Source organism: Microbacterium sp. KUDC0406, assembly GCF_021582875.1.
Taxonomy (GTDB): domain Bacteria; phylum Actinomycetota; class Actinomycetes; order Actinomycetales; family Microbacteriaceae; genus Microbacterium.
Window position 1 is genome coordinate 2317118 of sequence record NZ_CP091138.1, and the last position, 15177, is coordinate 2332294.

At 69.7% G+C, this 15177-nt stretch carries 14 protein-coding genes, 1 tRNA gene and 1 pseudogene; 4 read left to right on the forward strand and 12 right to left on the reverse strand.

Annotation, left to right across the window (positions count from 1 at the left end; genetic code table 11):
- Positions 1-81: 81 nt before the first annotated feature.
- From L2X99_RS11600 to L2X99_RS11625, 6 genes and pseudogenes are all read right to left on the reverse strand, one after another.
- Positions 82-1748: pseudogene (locus tag L2X99_RS11600) on the reverse strand (glycoside hydrolase family 13 protein).
- Positions 1749-1882: 134 nt separating this feature from the next.
- Positions 1883-2890: a LacI family DNA-binding transcriptional regulator gene (locus L2X99_RS11605; protein ID WP_236126597.1), complete on the reverse strand. Its 1008-nt coding sequence runs from the start codon at positions 2888-2890 to the stop codon at positions 1883-1885.
- A gap of 50 nt (positions 2891-2940) precedes the next feature.
- On the reverse strand, positions 2941-4170 hold the full coding sequence (locus L2X99_RS11610) for an LCP family protein (RefSeq protein WP_236135140.1): 1230 nt from the start codon (positions 4168-4170) through the stop codon (positions 2941-2943).
- 100 nt (positions 4171-4270) lie between these two features.
- On the reverse strand, positions 4271-5518 hold the full coding sequence (locus L2X99_RS11615) for an LCP family protein (protein ID WP_236126594.1): 1248 nt from the start codon (positions 5516-5518) through the stop codon (positions 4271-4273).
- A 22-nt stretch (positions 5519-5540) separates the two neighbouring features.
- Positions 5541-5625 (reverse strand) — tRNA-Ser (locus L2X99_RS11620).
- A gap of 163 nt (positions 5626-5788) precedes the next feature.
- A complete protein-coding gene (locus tag L2X99_RS11625) occupies positions 5789-7255 on the reverse strand; it encodes an MFS transporter (RefSeq protein WP_236126593.1) in 1467 nt (488 codons plus the stop codon).
- A 184-nt stretch (positions 7256-7439) separates the two neighbouring features.
- Here L2X99_RS11625 and L2X99_RS11630 point away from each other — a divergent pair, with 184 nt between their 5' ends.
- Positions 7440-8084, forward strand: coding sequence for a TetR/AcrR family transcriptional regulator (locus L2X99_RS11630; protein ID WP_236126592.1), 645 nt, complete (start codon positions 7440-7442; stop codon positions 8082-8084).
- Positions 8085-8108: 24 nt separating this feature from the next.
- Here the strand turns inward: L2X99_RS11630 and L2X99_RS11635 are convergent, their stop codons facing one another.
- Genes L2X99_RS11635 through serS form a run of 3 tightly spaced genes read right to left on the reverse strand, consistent with a single transcriptional unit; the run spans position 8109 to position 10191 of the window.
- Positions 8109-8723, reverse strand: coding sequence for an HAD family hydrolase (locus L2X99_RS11635; RefSeq protein WP_329608001.1), 615 nt, complete (start codon positions 8721-8723; stop codon positions 8109-8111).
- Positions 8699-8920, reverse strand: coding sequence for an HAD family hydrolase (locus L2X99_RS18360; protein WP_329608002.1), 222 nt, complete (start codon positions 8918-8920; stop codon positions 8699-8701). The genes L2X99_RS11635 and L2X99_RS18360 overlap by 25 nt, the downstream gene beginning before the upstream one ends.
- Positions 8917-10191: a serine--tRNA ligase gene (serS, locus tag L2X99_RS11640; protein WP_236135141.1), complete on the reverse strand. Its 1275-nt coding sequence runs from the start codon at positions 10189-10191 to the stop codon at positions 8917-8919. Before serS ends, L2X99_RS18360 begins: the two co-directional genes overlap by 4 nt.
- A gap of 134 nt (positions 10192-10325) precedes the next feature.
- Here serS and L2X99_RS11645 point away from each other — a divergent pair, with 134 nt between their 5' ends.
- On the forward strand, positions 10326-11324 hold the full coding sequence (locus L2X99_RS11645) for a diacylglycerol/lipid kinase family protein (RefSeq protein ID WP_236126590.1): 999 nt from the start codon (positions 10326-10328) through the stop codon (positions 11322-11324).
- A gap of 107 nt (positions 11325-11431) precedes the next feature.
- On the opposite strand, the gene L2X99_RS11650 is transcribed toward L2X99_RS11645, so the two are convergent.
- The 3 genes from L2X99_RS11650 to L2X99_RS11660 all read right to left on the reverse strand — a co-directional run bounded on the left by L2X99_RS11650 (position 11432) and on the right by L2X99_RS11660 (position 13904).
- A complete protein-coding gene (locus L2X99_RS11650) occupies positions 11432-12085 on the reverse strand; it encodes a hypothetical protein (RefSeq protein WP_236126589.1) in 654 nt (217 codons plus the stop codon).
- Between the two features lie 95 nt (positions 12086-12180).
- Positions 12181-13641 (reverse strand): cardiolipin synthase, encoded by a 1461-nt coding sequence (gene cls, locus L2X99_RS11655; protein ID WP_236126840.1) that lies wholly within the window; start codon positions 13639-13641, stop codon positions 12181-12183.
- An 86-nt stretch (positions 13642-13727) separates the two neighbouring features.
- Positions 13728-13904, reverse strand: coding sequence for a hypothetical protein (locus L2X99_RS11660; protein WP_236126588.1), 177 nt, complete (start codon positions 13902-13904; stop codon positions 13728-13730).
- A 116-nt stretch (positions 13905-14020) separates the two neighbouring features.
- Between L2X99_RS11660 and L2X99_RS11665 the strand changes: the two genes are divergently transcribed.
- The gene (locus L2X99_RS11665) at positions 14021-15064 is read left to right on the forward strand and encodes a DUF4192 family protein (RefSeq protein WP_236126587.1); all 1044 of its coding nucleotides are present in this window, start codon (positions 14021-14023) and stop codon (positions 15062-15064) included.
- On the forward strand, positions 15031-15162 hold the full coding sequence (locus tag L2X99_RS17905) for a hypothetical protein (protein ID WP_268928505.1): 132 nt from the start codon (positions 15031-15033) through the stop codon (positions 15160-15162). Before L2X99_RS11665 ends, L2X99_RS17905 begins: the two co-directional genes overlap by 34 nt.
- The last annotated feature ends 15 nt before the right edge of the window (positions 15163-15177 follow it).

Sequence of the window (15177 nt, forward strand, 5' to 3'; positions counted from 1 at the left end):
TGGACGGGATGCCGGATCGGCTCGTCCCGTGATTGCAGGGTGTGTGCGGTTGTGACTGCGAGTGCTCCGGGGAGCGGCGGCTCAGAGCGCGAGCCAGAGGGAGGTGTCGGGTTCGAGGACGCCCGCCGTCGGGGAGCTGGCCAGCAGCACCTCGCGATGAGCGGGCAGCGGGACCGGAGCTGCGGAGAGGTTCGTGATGCAGACGGTCGACTCGCCGCGGCGGAAGGCGAGCACGTCGGCTCCGAGTTCCAGCCACACGAGTTCGGGCGTGATGAGGTCGGGACTGCTGCGGCGCAGGGCGACAGCGGAGCGGTACAGCGCGAGCATCGACTCCGGGTCGTGCTCCTGGGCATCGACGGTCAGTCCTGCCCAGTCCCCCGGCTGCGGAAGCCAGGGCTCACCGCCGAAGCCGTAGGGCGATGCGGTGCCGGACCACGGCAACGGCACCCGGCATCCGTCTCTCCCGGGTCCACGCCCTGCGAGCGGAAGTGCATCGGGTCCTGCAGGGCGTCGCGGGGAAGCTCGACCTCGGGGAGTCCCAGCTCGTCGCCCTGATAGATGTACAGGCTGCCGGGCAGCGCGGCGACGAGCAGCGCCGCAGCGCGAGCGCGGCGTGTGCCGCGAGCCAGGTCGGTCGGGATGCCGAAGCGCTTGCGCTCGAACGCGAAGCCCGAGTCGGCCCGCCCGTAGCGCGTCACCGGGCGGGTGACGTCGTGGTTGGAGAGCACCCAGGTGGCCGGTGCGCCGATGGGCGCGTGCGCGGCGAGCGTGCGCTCGATGCTGGCCCTCATCGCGCTCGCGCTCCACGGCTGGGTCATGAAGTCGAAGTTGAAGGCGGTGTGCATCTCATCGGGTCGCAGGTAGCGGGCGAAGCGCTCGGCATCCTCCAGCCAGACCTCGCCGACCAGCACGCGCTCGCCCGGATACCCGTCGGCGACCCGGCGCCAGCCCCGGTAGATGTCGTGCAGTTCATCTCTGTCGATGTGCGGGTGGGCGCCCGGTGCCGCGTCGCCGACGGGGAGCGGCGGCAGGGTGGCATCCTTCACCGGCATCGCAGCGGAGTCGATCCGCACCCCTGCGACGCCGCGGTCGAACCAGAACCGCAGGATGTCCTCGTGCTCGCGGCGCACGTCGGGGTGGTTCCAGTTCAGATCCGGCTGCTGCGCGGTGAACAGATGCAGGTACCACTCGCCCGGGTTCCCGTCCGCGTCGACGGTGCGGGTCCAGGTCTCGCCCTGGAAGCTGGACACCCAGTCGGTGGGGATGCCGGCTCCGTCCTCGCCACGACCGGGGTGGAACCAGAAGCGCTCGCGCTCCGGGCTGCCCTGGCCCGCCTCGAGCGCACGCCGGAACCACTCGTGCTGATCCGACACGTGGTTGGGCACGATGTCGACGATCGTCCGGATGCCGTGCTGCAGAGCCTCCTGGATCAGCAGCTCGGCCTCGCCCAGGGTCCCGAAACGCGGGTCGATGTCGCGGTAGTCGGCGACGTCGTACCCGCCGTCCGCGAGCGGGCTGGGGTACCACGGCGTGAACCAGATCGCGTCGACGCCGAGGTCGCGAAGGTAGCCGAGGCGCGACCGCACTCCGGCGAGATCCCCGGTGCCGTCGCCGTCGCCGTCTGCGAAGCTGCGGACGTAGACCTGGTAGATCACGGCGGTGCGCCACCAGCCGTCATCCTCGGGCAGGGTGACCGGTCTGGCAGGTGCGGTCTGCGGAACCTCGGTGTCCACGGAACTCCTCGTCATCGATGAGCGGGTGATCCGAATGTAGCTTTCTCGACGAACAATTGCAAGAGTTTGATCAACTTACGCAATTTTCAGATGATTGCGGAGCGCGCCCAATCCCGTCGATCCCCAGCCGCCACGCCAGCGCACCCGCCTCAGCTGCGGGCGGGGCCCGTCGACGAGCGGAGCACGAGCTCCGGCTCGAAGAGCAGTTCGGTCCCCGCTTCAGAGCCGCCGGCGATCTGCGACAGCAGCAGCTCGATGGCCGCGCGGCCCATCGCCTCGATGGGCTGACGGACGGTGGTGAGCGGGGGCTCGGTGCAGCCCATCAGCGCGGAGTCGTCGAAGCCCACGACGCTGACGTCCTCGGGCACGCGCAGACCGGCGCGTCGGGCTGCCCGCACGGCGCCGAGCGCCAGCGGGTCGCTCGCGCACACGATGGCGGTGGCGCCGGCGGCGAGCAGCCTCGCCGCTCCGGCCTGGCCGGCCTCGAGCGAGTACAGCCCGCGCGCGATCAGGTCGTCTTCCAGTGCGCCGCCCAAGCGCGCGAGCGCCGCGCGCGCACCGTCGACCTTCCTCCGTGACGGGAGGTGGTCGGCCGGCCCGAGGACCAGTCCGATCCTGCGGTGCCCGAGCTGATGCACGTGCAGCACCGCCTGCTCGGCGGCCGCGACGTCATCGGTCGAGACGGTCGGGAAGTCGAGCTCCGGGATCCGCGCGTTGACCAGGACCGTGGGGAGGTTCACCGCCTTGAGCCGGGAGTAGTGCTCGTGCGGAGCATCCGCCTGGGTGTAGTTGCCGCCGAGGAAGACGACTCCCGAGACCTGCTGCGCGAGGAGCAGGTCGACGTAGTCGGACTCCGTCACGCCGCCGGCGTTCTGCGTGCACAGCACCGGCGTGTACCCGTTCTGCGTCAGCCCGCCGCCGATGACCTCCGCGAATGCGGGGAAGATCGGATTCTGCAGCTCGGGCAGCACCAGGCCGACCAGGCGGGCGCGCTCGCCGCGCAGCTTCGTCGGCCGCTCATAGCCCAGCACGTCGAGTGCGGTGAGCACCGCCTGCCGCGTGGCATCCGAGACCCCCGGCTTGTCGTTCAGCACGCGACTCACCGTCGCCTCGCTCACGCCGACCTTGCGAGCGACCTCCGCCAGACGTTTGGACATGCCGCAAGTTTACGCAACATCTTTCATCAGAGCGCAAGTTTCTGCGCGATTCAGCGTCCGTTGCCGTTGGAGCAGGTCCGCGCATCGGCGCTCTGCCCCTTGACGTTCGGCGGCAGCGCCACCGCACCGCCCGTCGCCGAGGGCGTCGGCGCCGTGGAGGCCGTCGGCGCCGGCGTCTGCCCCGGAGCATCCACCACACCCTCGCCGTCGCCGCGCTCGTGCGTGACCTGCAGCAGCCGGTTCTCCGCGATCGCCGCCCACATCTCATCGGCCGAATCCTCGTCGGGGACCACCCTGCTGCTGTTGCTCGGGTCATCGAAGACCGGGTACTGCAGGAACACGTAGTCCGAGGGCGGCACGTCCTTCAGCGCGAGACCGATCTGGGCGATCCGCATCGGGTCGAGGTTGTCGCTGAACTGCGAGCGCTCCAGCCCGATCGTCGCCAGACGGAGCACCGTGGCGACGTTGCCGAGCACTTCGGCGCTGGTCGTCTTGCGCACCAGGCTCGACATGTACTGCTGCTGGTTGCCGATGCGGCTCAGATCGCTGCCGCCGACCAGACCGTGCCGGGTGCGCAGGAAGTTCAGGGCCTGCAGGCCCTTCAGGGAGTGCGTCCCGGCCTTCAGCTGCAGGCCGGTGTTCGGGTCGTCGATCGACCTCGCCAGGCAGACCTCGACGCCGCCGATCGCGTTCGTGATCTCGATCACGCCGCCGAAGGTCACGGATGCCGCGAACGTGACCTTCTGGCCACTCAGCTCGGAGACCGTCTTGGCGACGCAGTTCAGCCCGCCGCGGCCGTACGCCTCGTTCATCGCCGCACGGCTCGTCTCGGCGTGCTCGGCGCCGTCGTCGTCGGTGCACGCGGGCTGCCGGACCATCATGTCGCGCGGAAAGCTCACCACAGTGACCCGCCGCGGCTCGTTCGACACGTGCACGAGCAGAGTCACGTCATTGAGCTTGCCGCTCTGCTCCTTGTCGCTGCACCGGTCGCCGAAGAGCTTCGCGATGTCCTTCTCGCACTTGTCCACGCCCGTCAGCAGCACGGTGAAGCCGCCCTTGTAACCGCCGATGTCCGGCGGCAGGTCCTGCTCCCCCTCGAGCGCCACCGAGTTCTCGGCCGCGGTGCTCGCCAGGTGCGTGACGACGAACGCGACCACGCCGGCGGTGCTCACCAGCACGACGGCGAGCACGATGCCGATCATCGACATCAACTGCCCGAATGCCCGGGGCGTGCGCTGCGGTCCGTGCCGCAGGATCGGCCGCGTTCTCCTCAGTCCCACCAGGTGCACCCCCTGCCGCGGCCCTCGCCGGGTCGGAGGACATCCTCACCCTACCCGCGGGGTCGCCGACGACCCCGCAGCCCACGCGAGGCCGCAGAGGTCAGCGCCGGACGTTTCCGTTCGAGCAGGTCTGCTGCGCGGCCGAGTTGCCCTTGACCGACGACGGCAGCTGCGCCACCTGTTCGGGGGTCGGCGTCGCGCTGGGGTCGGCCGTGGCCGGCGGCGCCGTCGCCTCGGGGGCGTCCTCGACCACGACGCCGTCGTTCTTGGTGTTCTGGTGCGTGATCTCGAGCTGCTTGTTCGCCGAGATCGCCGCCCACATCTCCTCGGCGTCGTCGTAGTCCGGGACGACCTTGTTCGCGTTGTCCGGGTCGGTGCCGGTCGGGTACTGCACGAAGACGATGTCGTTCAGCGGCACGTCCTTGAGCGCGAGTCCGATCTGCACGAGCTTCATCGGGTCGGCGAGGGTCGTGCTCGTCTTGAGGTTGTGCACGGCGGTGTCGGCCAGCTTCAGCATCACGGGGATGTTGCCCAGCGTCTCGCTGCTCATCATCTTTCGCGCGAGGCTCGACATGTACTGCTGCTGGTTGCCGATGCGGCCGAGGTCGGAGCCGTCGCCGACGCCGTGCCTGGTGCGCAGGAACTGCAGCGCCTCGAGACCGACGACGGTGTGGTTGCCGGCCGTCATGTCCAGACCGGTGTACTTGTCCTTGATCGGGTTCGCGAGGCACACGTCGACGCCGCCGATCGCGTTCGTGATCTCGATCACGCCCCCGAAGGTCACGGATGCCGCGAACTGGATGTCCTCGCCGGTGAGTTCGGAGAGCGTCTTCGCGACGCAGCTCAGTCCGCCGTAGGCCCAGGCGGAGTTCAGCGGCTGCTTGCTCATCGCCGAGCTGACCCGGCCCTTCTCGTCTGTGCAGGACGGGATGGGGACCATCATGTCGCGAGGGAAGCTGACCGCGGTGACGCGCCGAGGCTCGGCCGAGACGTGCACCAGCAGGTTCACGTCGTTGAGCGTGCCCTCGTTCTCGCGGCCCTCGCAGCGGTCCCCCAGCAGGTGCGCGTACTTGGCCTCACAGGTGTCGACACCGGTGAGCAGCAGGTTGAAGCCGCCCTCGTAGGCGCCGATGTCCGGCGGCACGGACTTCTGTCCCTCGAGCTCGACGGCGTTGGCCTGCACCGTGCTGGTGAGGCCGTAGACCACGTATCCGGCGACGGCGAAGCCGCTGACCAGGACGACGGCGGCGAAGATGCCGACGATCTTCAGCAGCTGGCCGACGAACGACGGGGTCGTCTGCTGACCATGACGGGCGAGGGGTCGCCGCGGCGTGCTCGACTCGCTCAATCGGTGCCTTTCGGATCTGCTGCGGAGGGTGCGGGATTCGAACCCGCGGAACATCTCTGCTCACTGGTTTTCAAGACCAGCTCCATCGGCCGCTCGGACAACCCTCCCGATCCCGGCCGGAGCCGGGCGATCAGGCGTCGAGTCTATCCGGTTTCCGCAGTTCACCGGATGCGCCGTCCCTCATTCTGGCGTGCTCACCTGGGGAACCACTGGGCGACGCCCGCGCGGCGTACGGGATTCCCGGCGTCGGATCCCTCCGGCCGGATGCGGTCAGGCGGCCGCCGCGGGTGCGTGCTCGTCCGTGGCTCGCGAGTCCGTGAGGGTGAGCGCGCCGACACCGGCGATGAGACCGACGGCGACGGCCAGGATGCCGAAGATCGCCCGCTCACCGCGGAAGAACGAGGCGACCAGCTCAGGACTCCAGGCGCCGTCCGGCAGGATCGTCGTGACGAGCACGGCGATGAGCGTGCCGACCACTGCCGTTCCGATGCTGGTGCCGACCTCCTGAGCGGTGTCATTCATGGCCGCGCCCATCGAGGTGCGGTTCTCTGGCATGGCGCCGACGAGGGCGACCGCGCAGATGGTCATCACCGTGCGCAGGCCGATCGTCATGACCACCATCGCGATCGCGATCGCCAGGTAGTCCTGCTCGACGGCCCACGCCATCATGCCGAGACCGGCGGCGAGCAGCAGAGCGCCGATGACGCACGCGATGCGGTGCCCGAAGCGGCGCACCAGCCATTCGGTGAGCGGCGTCGCAGCGAGCATGGTGACGATGATCGGCAGGTTCGCCAGGCCCGCCACCATGGGGGTCCACCCCCACGCGTACTGGAAGTGCAGCACCAGGGCGAACATCACGCCGGCCATCGCGATGGATGTGCCGATCTGAGCGAGAGCGGCGCCGCGAACGGTGCCGAGGCGGAACAGAGCCAGGTCGAGCATGGGAGATGCGGCCCGCCGCTCCCGGACGATGAACAGGACGAGGGACACCAGCGCACCGACGACGATCAGGATCGTCGGTGCAGACATCCATCCGTTCTGCACTCCGCTGGTCAGCGCGTAGCAGGACAGGCCGATCGTGAGGATGCTCAGCGCCACCCCTGGCAGGTCGAGCCTGTCTCGCGTCAGGCCGTCGGCGGTGTCGGGCCCGACCCCGAAGTGCACGCCGATGCACGCCACGAGCGCGATCGGCGCGTTGATCAGCAGCAGCCACTGCCACGGCAGATGCGCGAGCATCGTGCCGCCGAGGAGGGGGCCGAGCACGAATCCGGACATGCCGACGACCATCATGAGGGTGATCGCGCGCATGCGCAGCCTGTCATCGTCGAAGAGCCGGAAGACGAGGGAGTTGGTGATGGGCGCCATCGCGGCCGCTGCGATGCCGAGCAGCGCGCGCAGCACGATGAGCTCATTCGTGGTGGTGACCAGGAGCACCCCGAGGCTCAGCACCCCGAAGAGCCCCAGCCCCACCTGCAGCACCCGGCGGCGGCCGAAGCGGTCGGCGATCGATCCCGCGGTCAGCAGCAGCCCGCCGAACGTCAGCGAGTAGGCGCCGGTGATCCACTGCAGACCCGTCGTGTCGCCGCCCAGATCGCGGCCGATCGTGGGCAGCGCGATCGACAGCAGCGTGTTGTCGACCATCTCCACGAAGAAGGCCAGGCAGAGCGCGGCGAGAGGGATCCATGCGGCCTTCATCGACCGATACGTGCGGGGGCGGGTGGCGAGGACTGCGCTCATGACAACTCCAATCGAACAGCGTTCCTTCTCGAACAACGTTCGATAGAATAGAACACCGTTCGATAATCCGCAAGCAGGACGCGACGATGTGATGGGATGGGGCTATGACCACCCCCGGCGAGACGAGCGGCCACGCGGCCGCCGACCGCGGACGCGTGCACGCGCGTCGCACTCACTCGAGTCCGTGCTGACCGAGGCGGTGGCCATCCTCGACGAGTCCGGCGCGCAGGGACTGACGATCCGCGCACTGGCGACGCGGCTCGGCGGCGGGGCGGCGAGCGTGTACTGGTACGTGTCCGGACGGGACGAGCTGCTCGATCTCGCGGCCGACTCCGTGCTGGCCGGCGTGCTCGTCGATGTCGCCGACGCGGCATCCGACGACCCTCTCGCCGATCTGCGCACCATCGCGCTGACCCTCTTCGATGCCATCGTCGACCGTCCCTGGCTCGGTGCGTACGCTCTGCGCGACACCGGCAGGCAGGTGCATTCGCTGAAGCTCTACGAACGGATGGGCGAGCAGGTGATGCGCCTCGGGCTCACCCCGCGCCAGTGCTTCCACGCCACCTCGGCCGTCGTCGGCTTCGTGATCGGCACAGCCGCCGACATGGGTCAGGAGCTGCCTGACGCCGTCGTCTCCGGAGAGCTCGATCAGCAGCAGTACCTCGCGACGGCGACCGCGCAGTGGCGTACGCTCGACCCGGACGAATTCCCCTTCATCCACCACATCGTCGACGAGTTCGCCGAGCACGACGACCGCGACCAGTTCCTGGCCGGCCTCGATCTTCTGCTGGCCGGCCTCGAGCTGCAGGTGCGGCGCCCCGCCGAATAGGCCCCGGCCTGCGGATGCCCCAGCTCAGTGAGCGGCGACGAGGAGCGAATCGAGGGCGAGGGCGAGGCCGCCCTCCTCGACGGTGGCAGTGATCTCGCCGGCCGCGTCCTTGACGACGTCCGGTGCCTGACCCATCGCGACCGCTCGCCCGCCACCGCCGAGCGACCATCCGAACATGCCCAGGTCGTTGCGTCCGTCGCCGGCGACGAGCACCCGATCGGATGCGTGGTCGAGCCTGCCGCGAACCCGCTCCATCGCCGTGCCCTTGTCGACGCCCTGCGGAGCGATGTCGAGCCACGCGGTCCAGCCGATCGCGTACGAGACCTCGTTCAGGCCCACCTCGGCCACCAGGTCGTGGAAGTACTGCTCATCCCGTCCCGGGGCGACGACGACCACGCGCGAGACGGGCTCGGCGGAGAGCTCTGCGAACGGCACCTGCCGCGCACCGTCGAGGGTCCAGTCGTCGAGCTGCTCGGTGAACAGACGCAGCCCGGACTCGAGTTCGACCATGTACCGGGCATCCGGCAACCGCGCGCCGAGCAGATCGAGCACCTGAGTAGGGTCGAACGTCTCGACGTGCCAGCGCTGCCAGTCGCCGCTGACACGACGCATGGTCACGGCGCCGTTCGAGCACACCACGTACTCCGGCTCGAGCCCGAGCGCCTCCAGATGCCGGCGGGTGCCGCCCAGCTGCGCCCGGTCGCGAGGGTGACGACGTGGCCGGCGTCGCGCAGCCGGCCGATGGCGGCGGGCACGCCGGGACTCATCGTCTCGTCCTCGAGCAGGATCGTTCCGTCGACGTCCAGCGCGACGAGCCAGGTGTCCGCGGGCATCATGCGTCGCGCACCGGGGTCAGCACCTCGAGGCCGCCGAGATAGGGGCGCAGCGCCTCGGGCACCCGCACCGAGCCATCGGCCTGCTGATGCGTCTCGAGCAGCGCGACGATCCAGCGCGTGGTCGCGAGCGTGCCGTTCAGCGTGGCCACGGGCTGGGTCTTCCCGCCCTCGTCCGCACGGTGACGCACGTCGAGCCGCCGCGCCTGGTAAGTGGTGCAGTTCGACGTGGAGGTGAGCTCGCGGAACGCGTCCTGCGTCGGCACCCACGCCTCGATGTCGTACTTGCGGGCGGCGCTGGAGCCGAGGTCGCCGGCGGCGACGTCGATCACCCGGTACGACAGGCCGAGCGCGGTGAGCATCTCCTCCTGCAGCCCGACCAGGCGCAGGTGCTCGGCCTCGGCCTCCTCGGCGGTCGTGTAGACGAACATCTCGAGCTTGTTGAACTGGTGCACCCGGATGATGCCGCGGGTGTCCTTGCCATGCGACCCGGCCTCGCTGCGATAGCACGTGGACCAGCCGGCGTACCGCAGCGGACCGCGCGCGAGGTCGACGATCTCGTCCTTGTGATAGCCCGCGAGCGGCACCTCGCTGGTGCCCACGAGGTACATGTCCTGCGCCTCGAGGCGGTACACCTCGTCGGCGTGCTCGCCGAGGAAGCCGGTGCCCTGCATGATCTCGGGTCGCACCATGGTCGGCACGATCATCGGCGTGAAACCGTTCTGCAGCGCCTTGTCCAGCGCCATGTTCATCAGAGCGATCTCGAGGCGCGCGCCGATGCCCTTGAGGAAGTAGAACCGGGCACCGGACACCTTCGCGCCGCGCTCCATGTCGATCGCGTCGAGCAGCTCGCCGATCTCGAGGTGGTCACGCGGCTCGAAGTCGAACACCGGGATGTCGCCCACCCGGCGCAGCTCGACGAAGTCCTCCTCTCCGCCGGCCGGGACGCCATCGATGATGACGTTCTCGATGCGGTCGAGCGCGGCGGACGCCGCATCCGCCGCCTCGTTCGCCGCCTGCTGCGCCTGCTTCACACGCTCGGCGAGCTGCTTCGCCTGCGCGACCAGAGCGGCCTTCTCGTCCTTCGGGGCCTTCGCGACCTGCTTCCCGAAGGCGTTCTGCTCGGCCCGCAGCTCCTCGAACGACGTGATCGCGGCCCGGCGCGACCGGTCGGCCTCGATCGCGGCGTCGACGGTCTCGGGCGCGTTCCCGCGCGCGATCTGAGAGCGCCGGACGGTGTCCGGCTCGTCACGGAGCAGAGCGAGGTCGATCATCCGGCAAGTCTACCGGCGGGCGGATGCGCTCCTTCCCGGGCAGCCCCGCGAGCGGAGCGAGCCGCCGTACCGCGCTGGCGAAGCGAGCAGACGTGACGAGACGCCGACCCATGGCACGCCATTAGAGTGGCCCCATGAGCACTCGAAACGCCCGGCATCCGCATGCCGCGCTCGTGTTCAACCCCGTCAAGGTCGACGAGAAGCGACTGCACGCGGCGCTCAAGACCGCTTCGAGGCGGCACGGCTGGTCGTCGCCGAAGTTCTACGGCACGACGGTCGAGGATGCCGGACAGGATGCCACCCGCCGGGCGATCGACGACGGAGCGGCGGCTGTTCTGGTCGCGGGCGGTGACGGCACCGTCCGCGCCGTCTCCGAGGCGATCGCGGCGACCGGGGTGCCGCTGTCGATCGTGCCGAGCGGAACCGGCAACCTGTTCGCCCGCAACCTCGAGCTTCCCCTGGGTTACCCGGAGAGGATGATCGACGCCGTGTTCACCGGCACGACCTTCCCCGTCGACATCGGCTGGGCGCTGCTCACCCGCGCCGACGGCAGCACCTCGGAGCACGCGTTCGTCGTGCTGGCCGGCATGGGCCTGGACGCCGCGATGATCGCGAACACGAACTCGAACCTGAAGAAGCAGGTCGGCTGGGTGGCCTACGTCGACGGCGCCGCCCGCTCGCTTCCCGGCGCGAAGCCGTTCCGGACGGTGTACCAGATCGACGACCGCCGTCTGCACACGGTGAAGGTGCAGAGCATGCTCTTCGCCAACTGCGGCGCACTGCCGGCCGGGATCGCACTCGTGCCGGATGCCTCGATCGACGACGGCACCCTCGACATCGCGGTCATCCAGCCGACCGGCCCGTTCGGCTGGCTGGGCGTCTGGCGGCGGATCTGGTGGGACAACTCCGTGCTGCGGCGCTCCCGTGCCGGGCGCCGGGTCCTCGATCGGCGCGGCCGCGACACCTCGATCCGCTATCTCCGCGGAACCTCGGCCGAGGCGGCCATGACCGAGCCGACCTCGATCGAGCTCGACGGCGACGAGTTCGGCGAGGCGGTGCGCATCCGGTGCCGCATCGACGGAGGCGGACTGCTGCTGGTGCTCCCCGAGGGGCACGACACCAGCAGGTTCTGAGTGGGGCCCTTCGACAGGCTCAGGGACCCACACCCTGGGTCGCTGAGCGGGGCCCTTCGACAGGCTCAGGGACCACACCCTGGGTCGCTGAGCCTGTCGAAGCGTGCTCAGCGCATCACCTCGACGGTGCCGGTGAGGTTTCCGCCGCTCAGCGTCAGCGTGAACGGGGCGTCGTCGTCGGCGGGCTCCTGCACGCCGACGACCGTCACGCGCGGAGCCATGTCCATCGTGCACACGCGGTCCTCCTCCGCGAAGGTCACCGTGGCGCCCCCATCGTTCTGCTCGACACCCGAGACGACCGGCGGGCAGCTCGACGACCCCCAGGTCAGCAGCACGATCCCCTGATCGTCGAACCAGCCGGCCGAGGGCTGCATGTCGGTGGGCCCGGAGGGCGCGGCCGGAAGGGCATCGAGATCGGCGTCGCCGGTGAGGTCTCCGTTCACGACCGTCACGTCGACGTCCTGGGTGACATCGACGCCCTCGGGGATCACCGACAGCGAGGCGCGCGGAACGAGATCCTTGGTGCAGGCCTTCTCCTCGGGGTCGAGGAGCGTCACGGTGAGCTCCTGCCCGGAGGCCGTGGTCGACTCCGTCTGCGGCACGCAGGTGGACGACCCCCAGGTGACGACGGCGAACGAGCGTCCGCCGTCGAGCCAGGCGACCTCGACGTCGGCGCCGTCCGGCGCCGATCCGCCCGCACTGCTCGTCGGAGCCGGTGCGGAGGAGGCCGGAGACGACGGCGACTGCGCGCATCCGGCCATCAGGAGAGCCCCGCGGCGAGCGCGGCGGCGGACACGAGGATGCGCGTGCTGTTCATGTCTTCACGCTACCGGGGCACCGGCATCCGCCGCATCGGCTACTGCAGCGCCGACGTGAGCCGCGCGAGGTTGTCGAGCACCGTCGAGCGCAGCGGCTGCTGCTCCCACTCCTCCAGGGTCAGCTCGCGGCTCAGCCGCCGGTACTCGTCCTCGACCGCGCGCACCTCCGAGACGAACTCCTCGCCGCGCACGAGCATGGAGATCTCGAGGTTCAGACCGAACGAGCGCATGTCCATGTTGCTCGAGCCGATCACCGCGACCTCGTCGTCGATCGTGAGCGTCTTGGTGTGCAGGATGTACGGCTTGCGGTACATCCAGATGCGGATGCCGGCCTTCAGCAGCGCCTCGTAGTAGCTGCGCTGCGCGTGGTAGACGATCGCCTGATCGCCCTCCTCCGACACGAACAGCTCGACCTGTACGCCGCGGTCGACGGCGGCGGTGACCGCGACGAGCAGCGCCTCGTCGGGGACGAAGTAGGGGCTGACGATCATGATCTTCTGCTTCGCGCCGTACAGCAGACCGAGGAACAGCCGCAGGTTGTTCTCGGCCTCGTATCCGGGCCCCGACGGTACGATCTGGCAGTCCAGATCTCCGCTGCCGGATTCCACGCGGGTGATGTCGATGCCGTCGGGCACCCGGTCGGTCTCCGCGTAGTAGTCGCTGAGGAACACGGCGTTCACGCTCGCGACGATGGGGCCGTCGACCCTGACCATGAGGTCGACCCAGTGCAGCCCGCGCTTGATGTTCTTCCGCAGGTTGTACGACGAGTCGGTGACGTTCTGCGAGCCGAGGAAGGCGATCCGACCGTCGACGACGAGCAGCTTGCGGTGGTTGCGCAGGTCGGGGCGCTGCCAACGGCCGCGCAGCGGCTGCACCGGCAGCATCTCGTGCCAGTCGGCGCCCATCGCATCGAGCCGAGCACGGGTCTGCTTGTACCTCGGCTTGCCGCGGTTGGCCCAGAAGTCCAGCAGCACGCGCACCGGGATGCCTCGCGCTGCGACCTCCTCCAGGGCGCGGAAGAAGTTGTCGGTGGCCGCATCCGCCTGCAGGATGTAGAACTCGACGTGCACGTACTCCGTGGCCTGACGGATGGCGTCGGCCATCTCGTCGAGGGACTCCTGGTAGTCGGAGATGAGGTGGGCGCCGTTGTCGCCGGCGATCGGCAGCGCACCGAGGCGCTGGTTCATCGCGGCCAGGGGCGGGAACCACTCCGGCGCATTCGGGCGCAGCGTGCCGAACTGCAGGTGGCTGGACGTCTCGTCGATGTAGGCGTTGATCTGCGCCTGCTTGCGTCGTCGTGCCCTGGGCAGTCTCGGGTTCCCGATCAGCAGGAACAGGACGATGCCGATCTCGGGCAGGAAGAAGATCGCGAGCAGCCAGGCCATCGCCGAGGTGGGGCGGCGGTTGCGCGGGATGACGATGATCGCGGTGATGCGGATGGCGATGTCGATGACGGCGATCGCGCCGACGATCCACCACGGCCAATTGCTGGTGTTGATCACTCCCCGCCTCCGTCAGTCGCTCGGATCAGCGTAACGGCTGGGACGGACGATCCGCGTCATTCCGCGGATAGCACGGGGTGTGGTCAGGATGCGCGCGGTGGCAGGCCGCGCCGGGCACGCTCCTCGGCCTCGATCTCGGAGTGCACCTTGCGCTCGGTGCGGTCGGAGCGCAGGATGCCGCGCAGCACGAAGTAGAAGACGGCGCAGACCACGATGGTCGGAAGGATCGACCAGATCACCGCGCTCCAATAGCTGTCCACCCCACCATCGTACGCGTCTTCCACTGCTGCTCCCCATCGGACGGATCGCCACGGGCGATCACCAGCCCCGGAGATGCCGCGGAGAGCAGGGCGCGGGAGACGAGCACACTCTCGGGATGGACACGATCATCAAGGCATCGGATGCCGCAGAACTGCTCAGTCTCGTCCCCGCACTCGCGGGCTTCACCCCGGCGCGCAGCCTGGTGCTGCTGCCGTTCCACGGCACACGGGCGCCCGGCGTGCTGCGAATGGATCTGCCACCGGGAGACGACGTCGAGGACTACGTCGACGCCGTCCTCGAGCTGCTCGTGCAGGTGCGCGGCTGCGACGCGATCGCCGTGGTCGTCTACACCGATGAGGACGCCACGCACACGCGCGACGGCCTGGTGCTGCCCCATGCGGTGCTCCTCGAGCACCTGCTCGGCTGCGCGCACGACGAGGGGTTCCACATCGTCGAGGGCCTGTGCGTGCTGCCGTCCGGGTGGAGCGACTACCTCGAACCGGAGCCCGCCCTGCATCCACTCGACGAGATCCCGCCCGTCCCCGGGCTGCCCGGTGTCGACGTCGCCGCCGACCAGCACACCGGCGCGAGCCTGCCGCAGGCCGATCTCGCCGCGCGTCAGCGTGTCGGCCTGGCGCTGCGCGATCTGGATGCCGTCCTGGAACGTCTCCGATGCGACGGCGCGCGGCTCGGCCACGATGAGAACCCGCAGGCGATCGGAGCCGCCGTCATGCTGGACGACATCCCCTCGTTCGCCGAGACGCTGCTGGAGGGGAGGACGACCCGCCGCCGTTCGCATGCGCCGCTCTGCTGTGGTGCCTGCACCGCCCCGCGCTGCGCGACGCCGTGCTGGTGCAATGGGCCAGCGACCAGGGGACCGGCGTGCGTGCCTTCGACGCGCAGCTGGGGCACGCGAGGAGTGGAGCGGAGACCCCGGCCGAGATCGGCGACATCTTCCTCGGTCGTGCCGGCGACCCGGATCCGGCACGCCTGCGCCGGGCGCTGGAAGCGGTGCGACACGCCGCTGCGTGCTCGCCGCGCGAGCTGCGACCCGGCGCCCTGGCCTCCGCCGCATGGCTGTCCTGGGCGCTGGGCCGGTCGACGCATGCGGACGCGTACCTGCGGATGTCGCAGCAGATCGACCCCGAGCACGGCCTGACCGGCCTGCTGCTGCGAGTGCTCGACGGCGCGCTCCTGCCGATGTGGCTGATGGAGCGGGGCGAGCGCCTCGTGCCGCCGGCCGGGCCGGGTCGCTGAGCCTGTCGAAGCGCG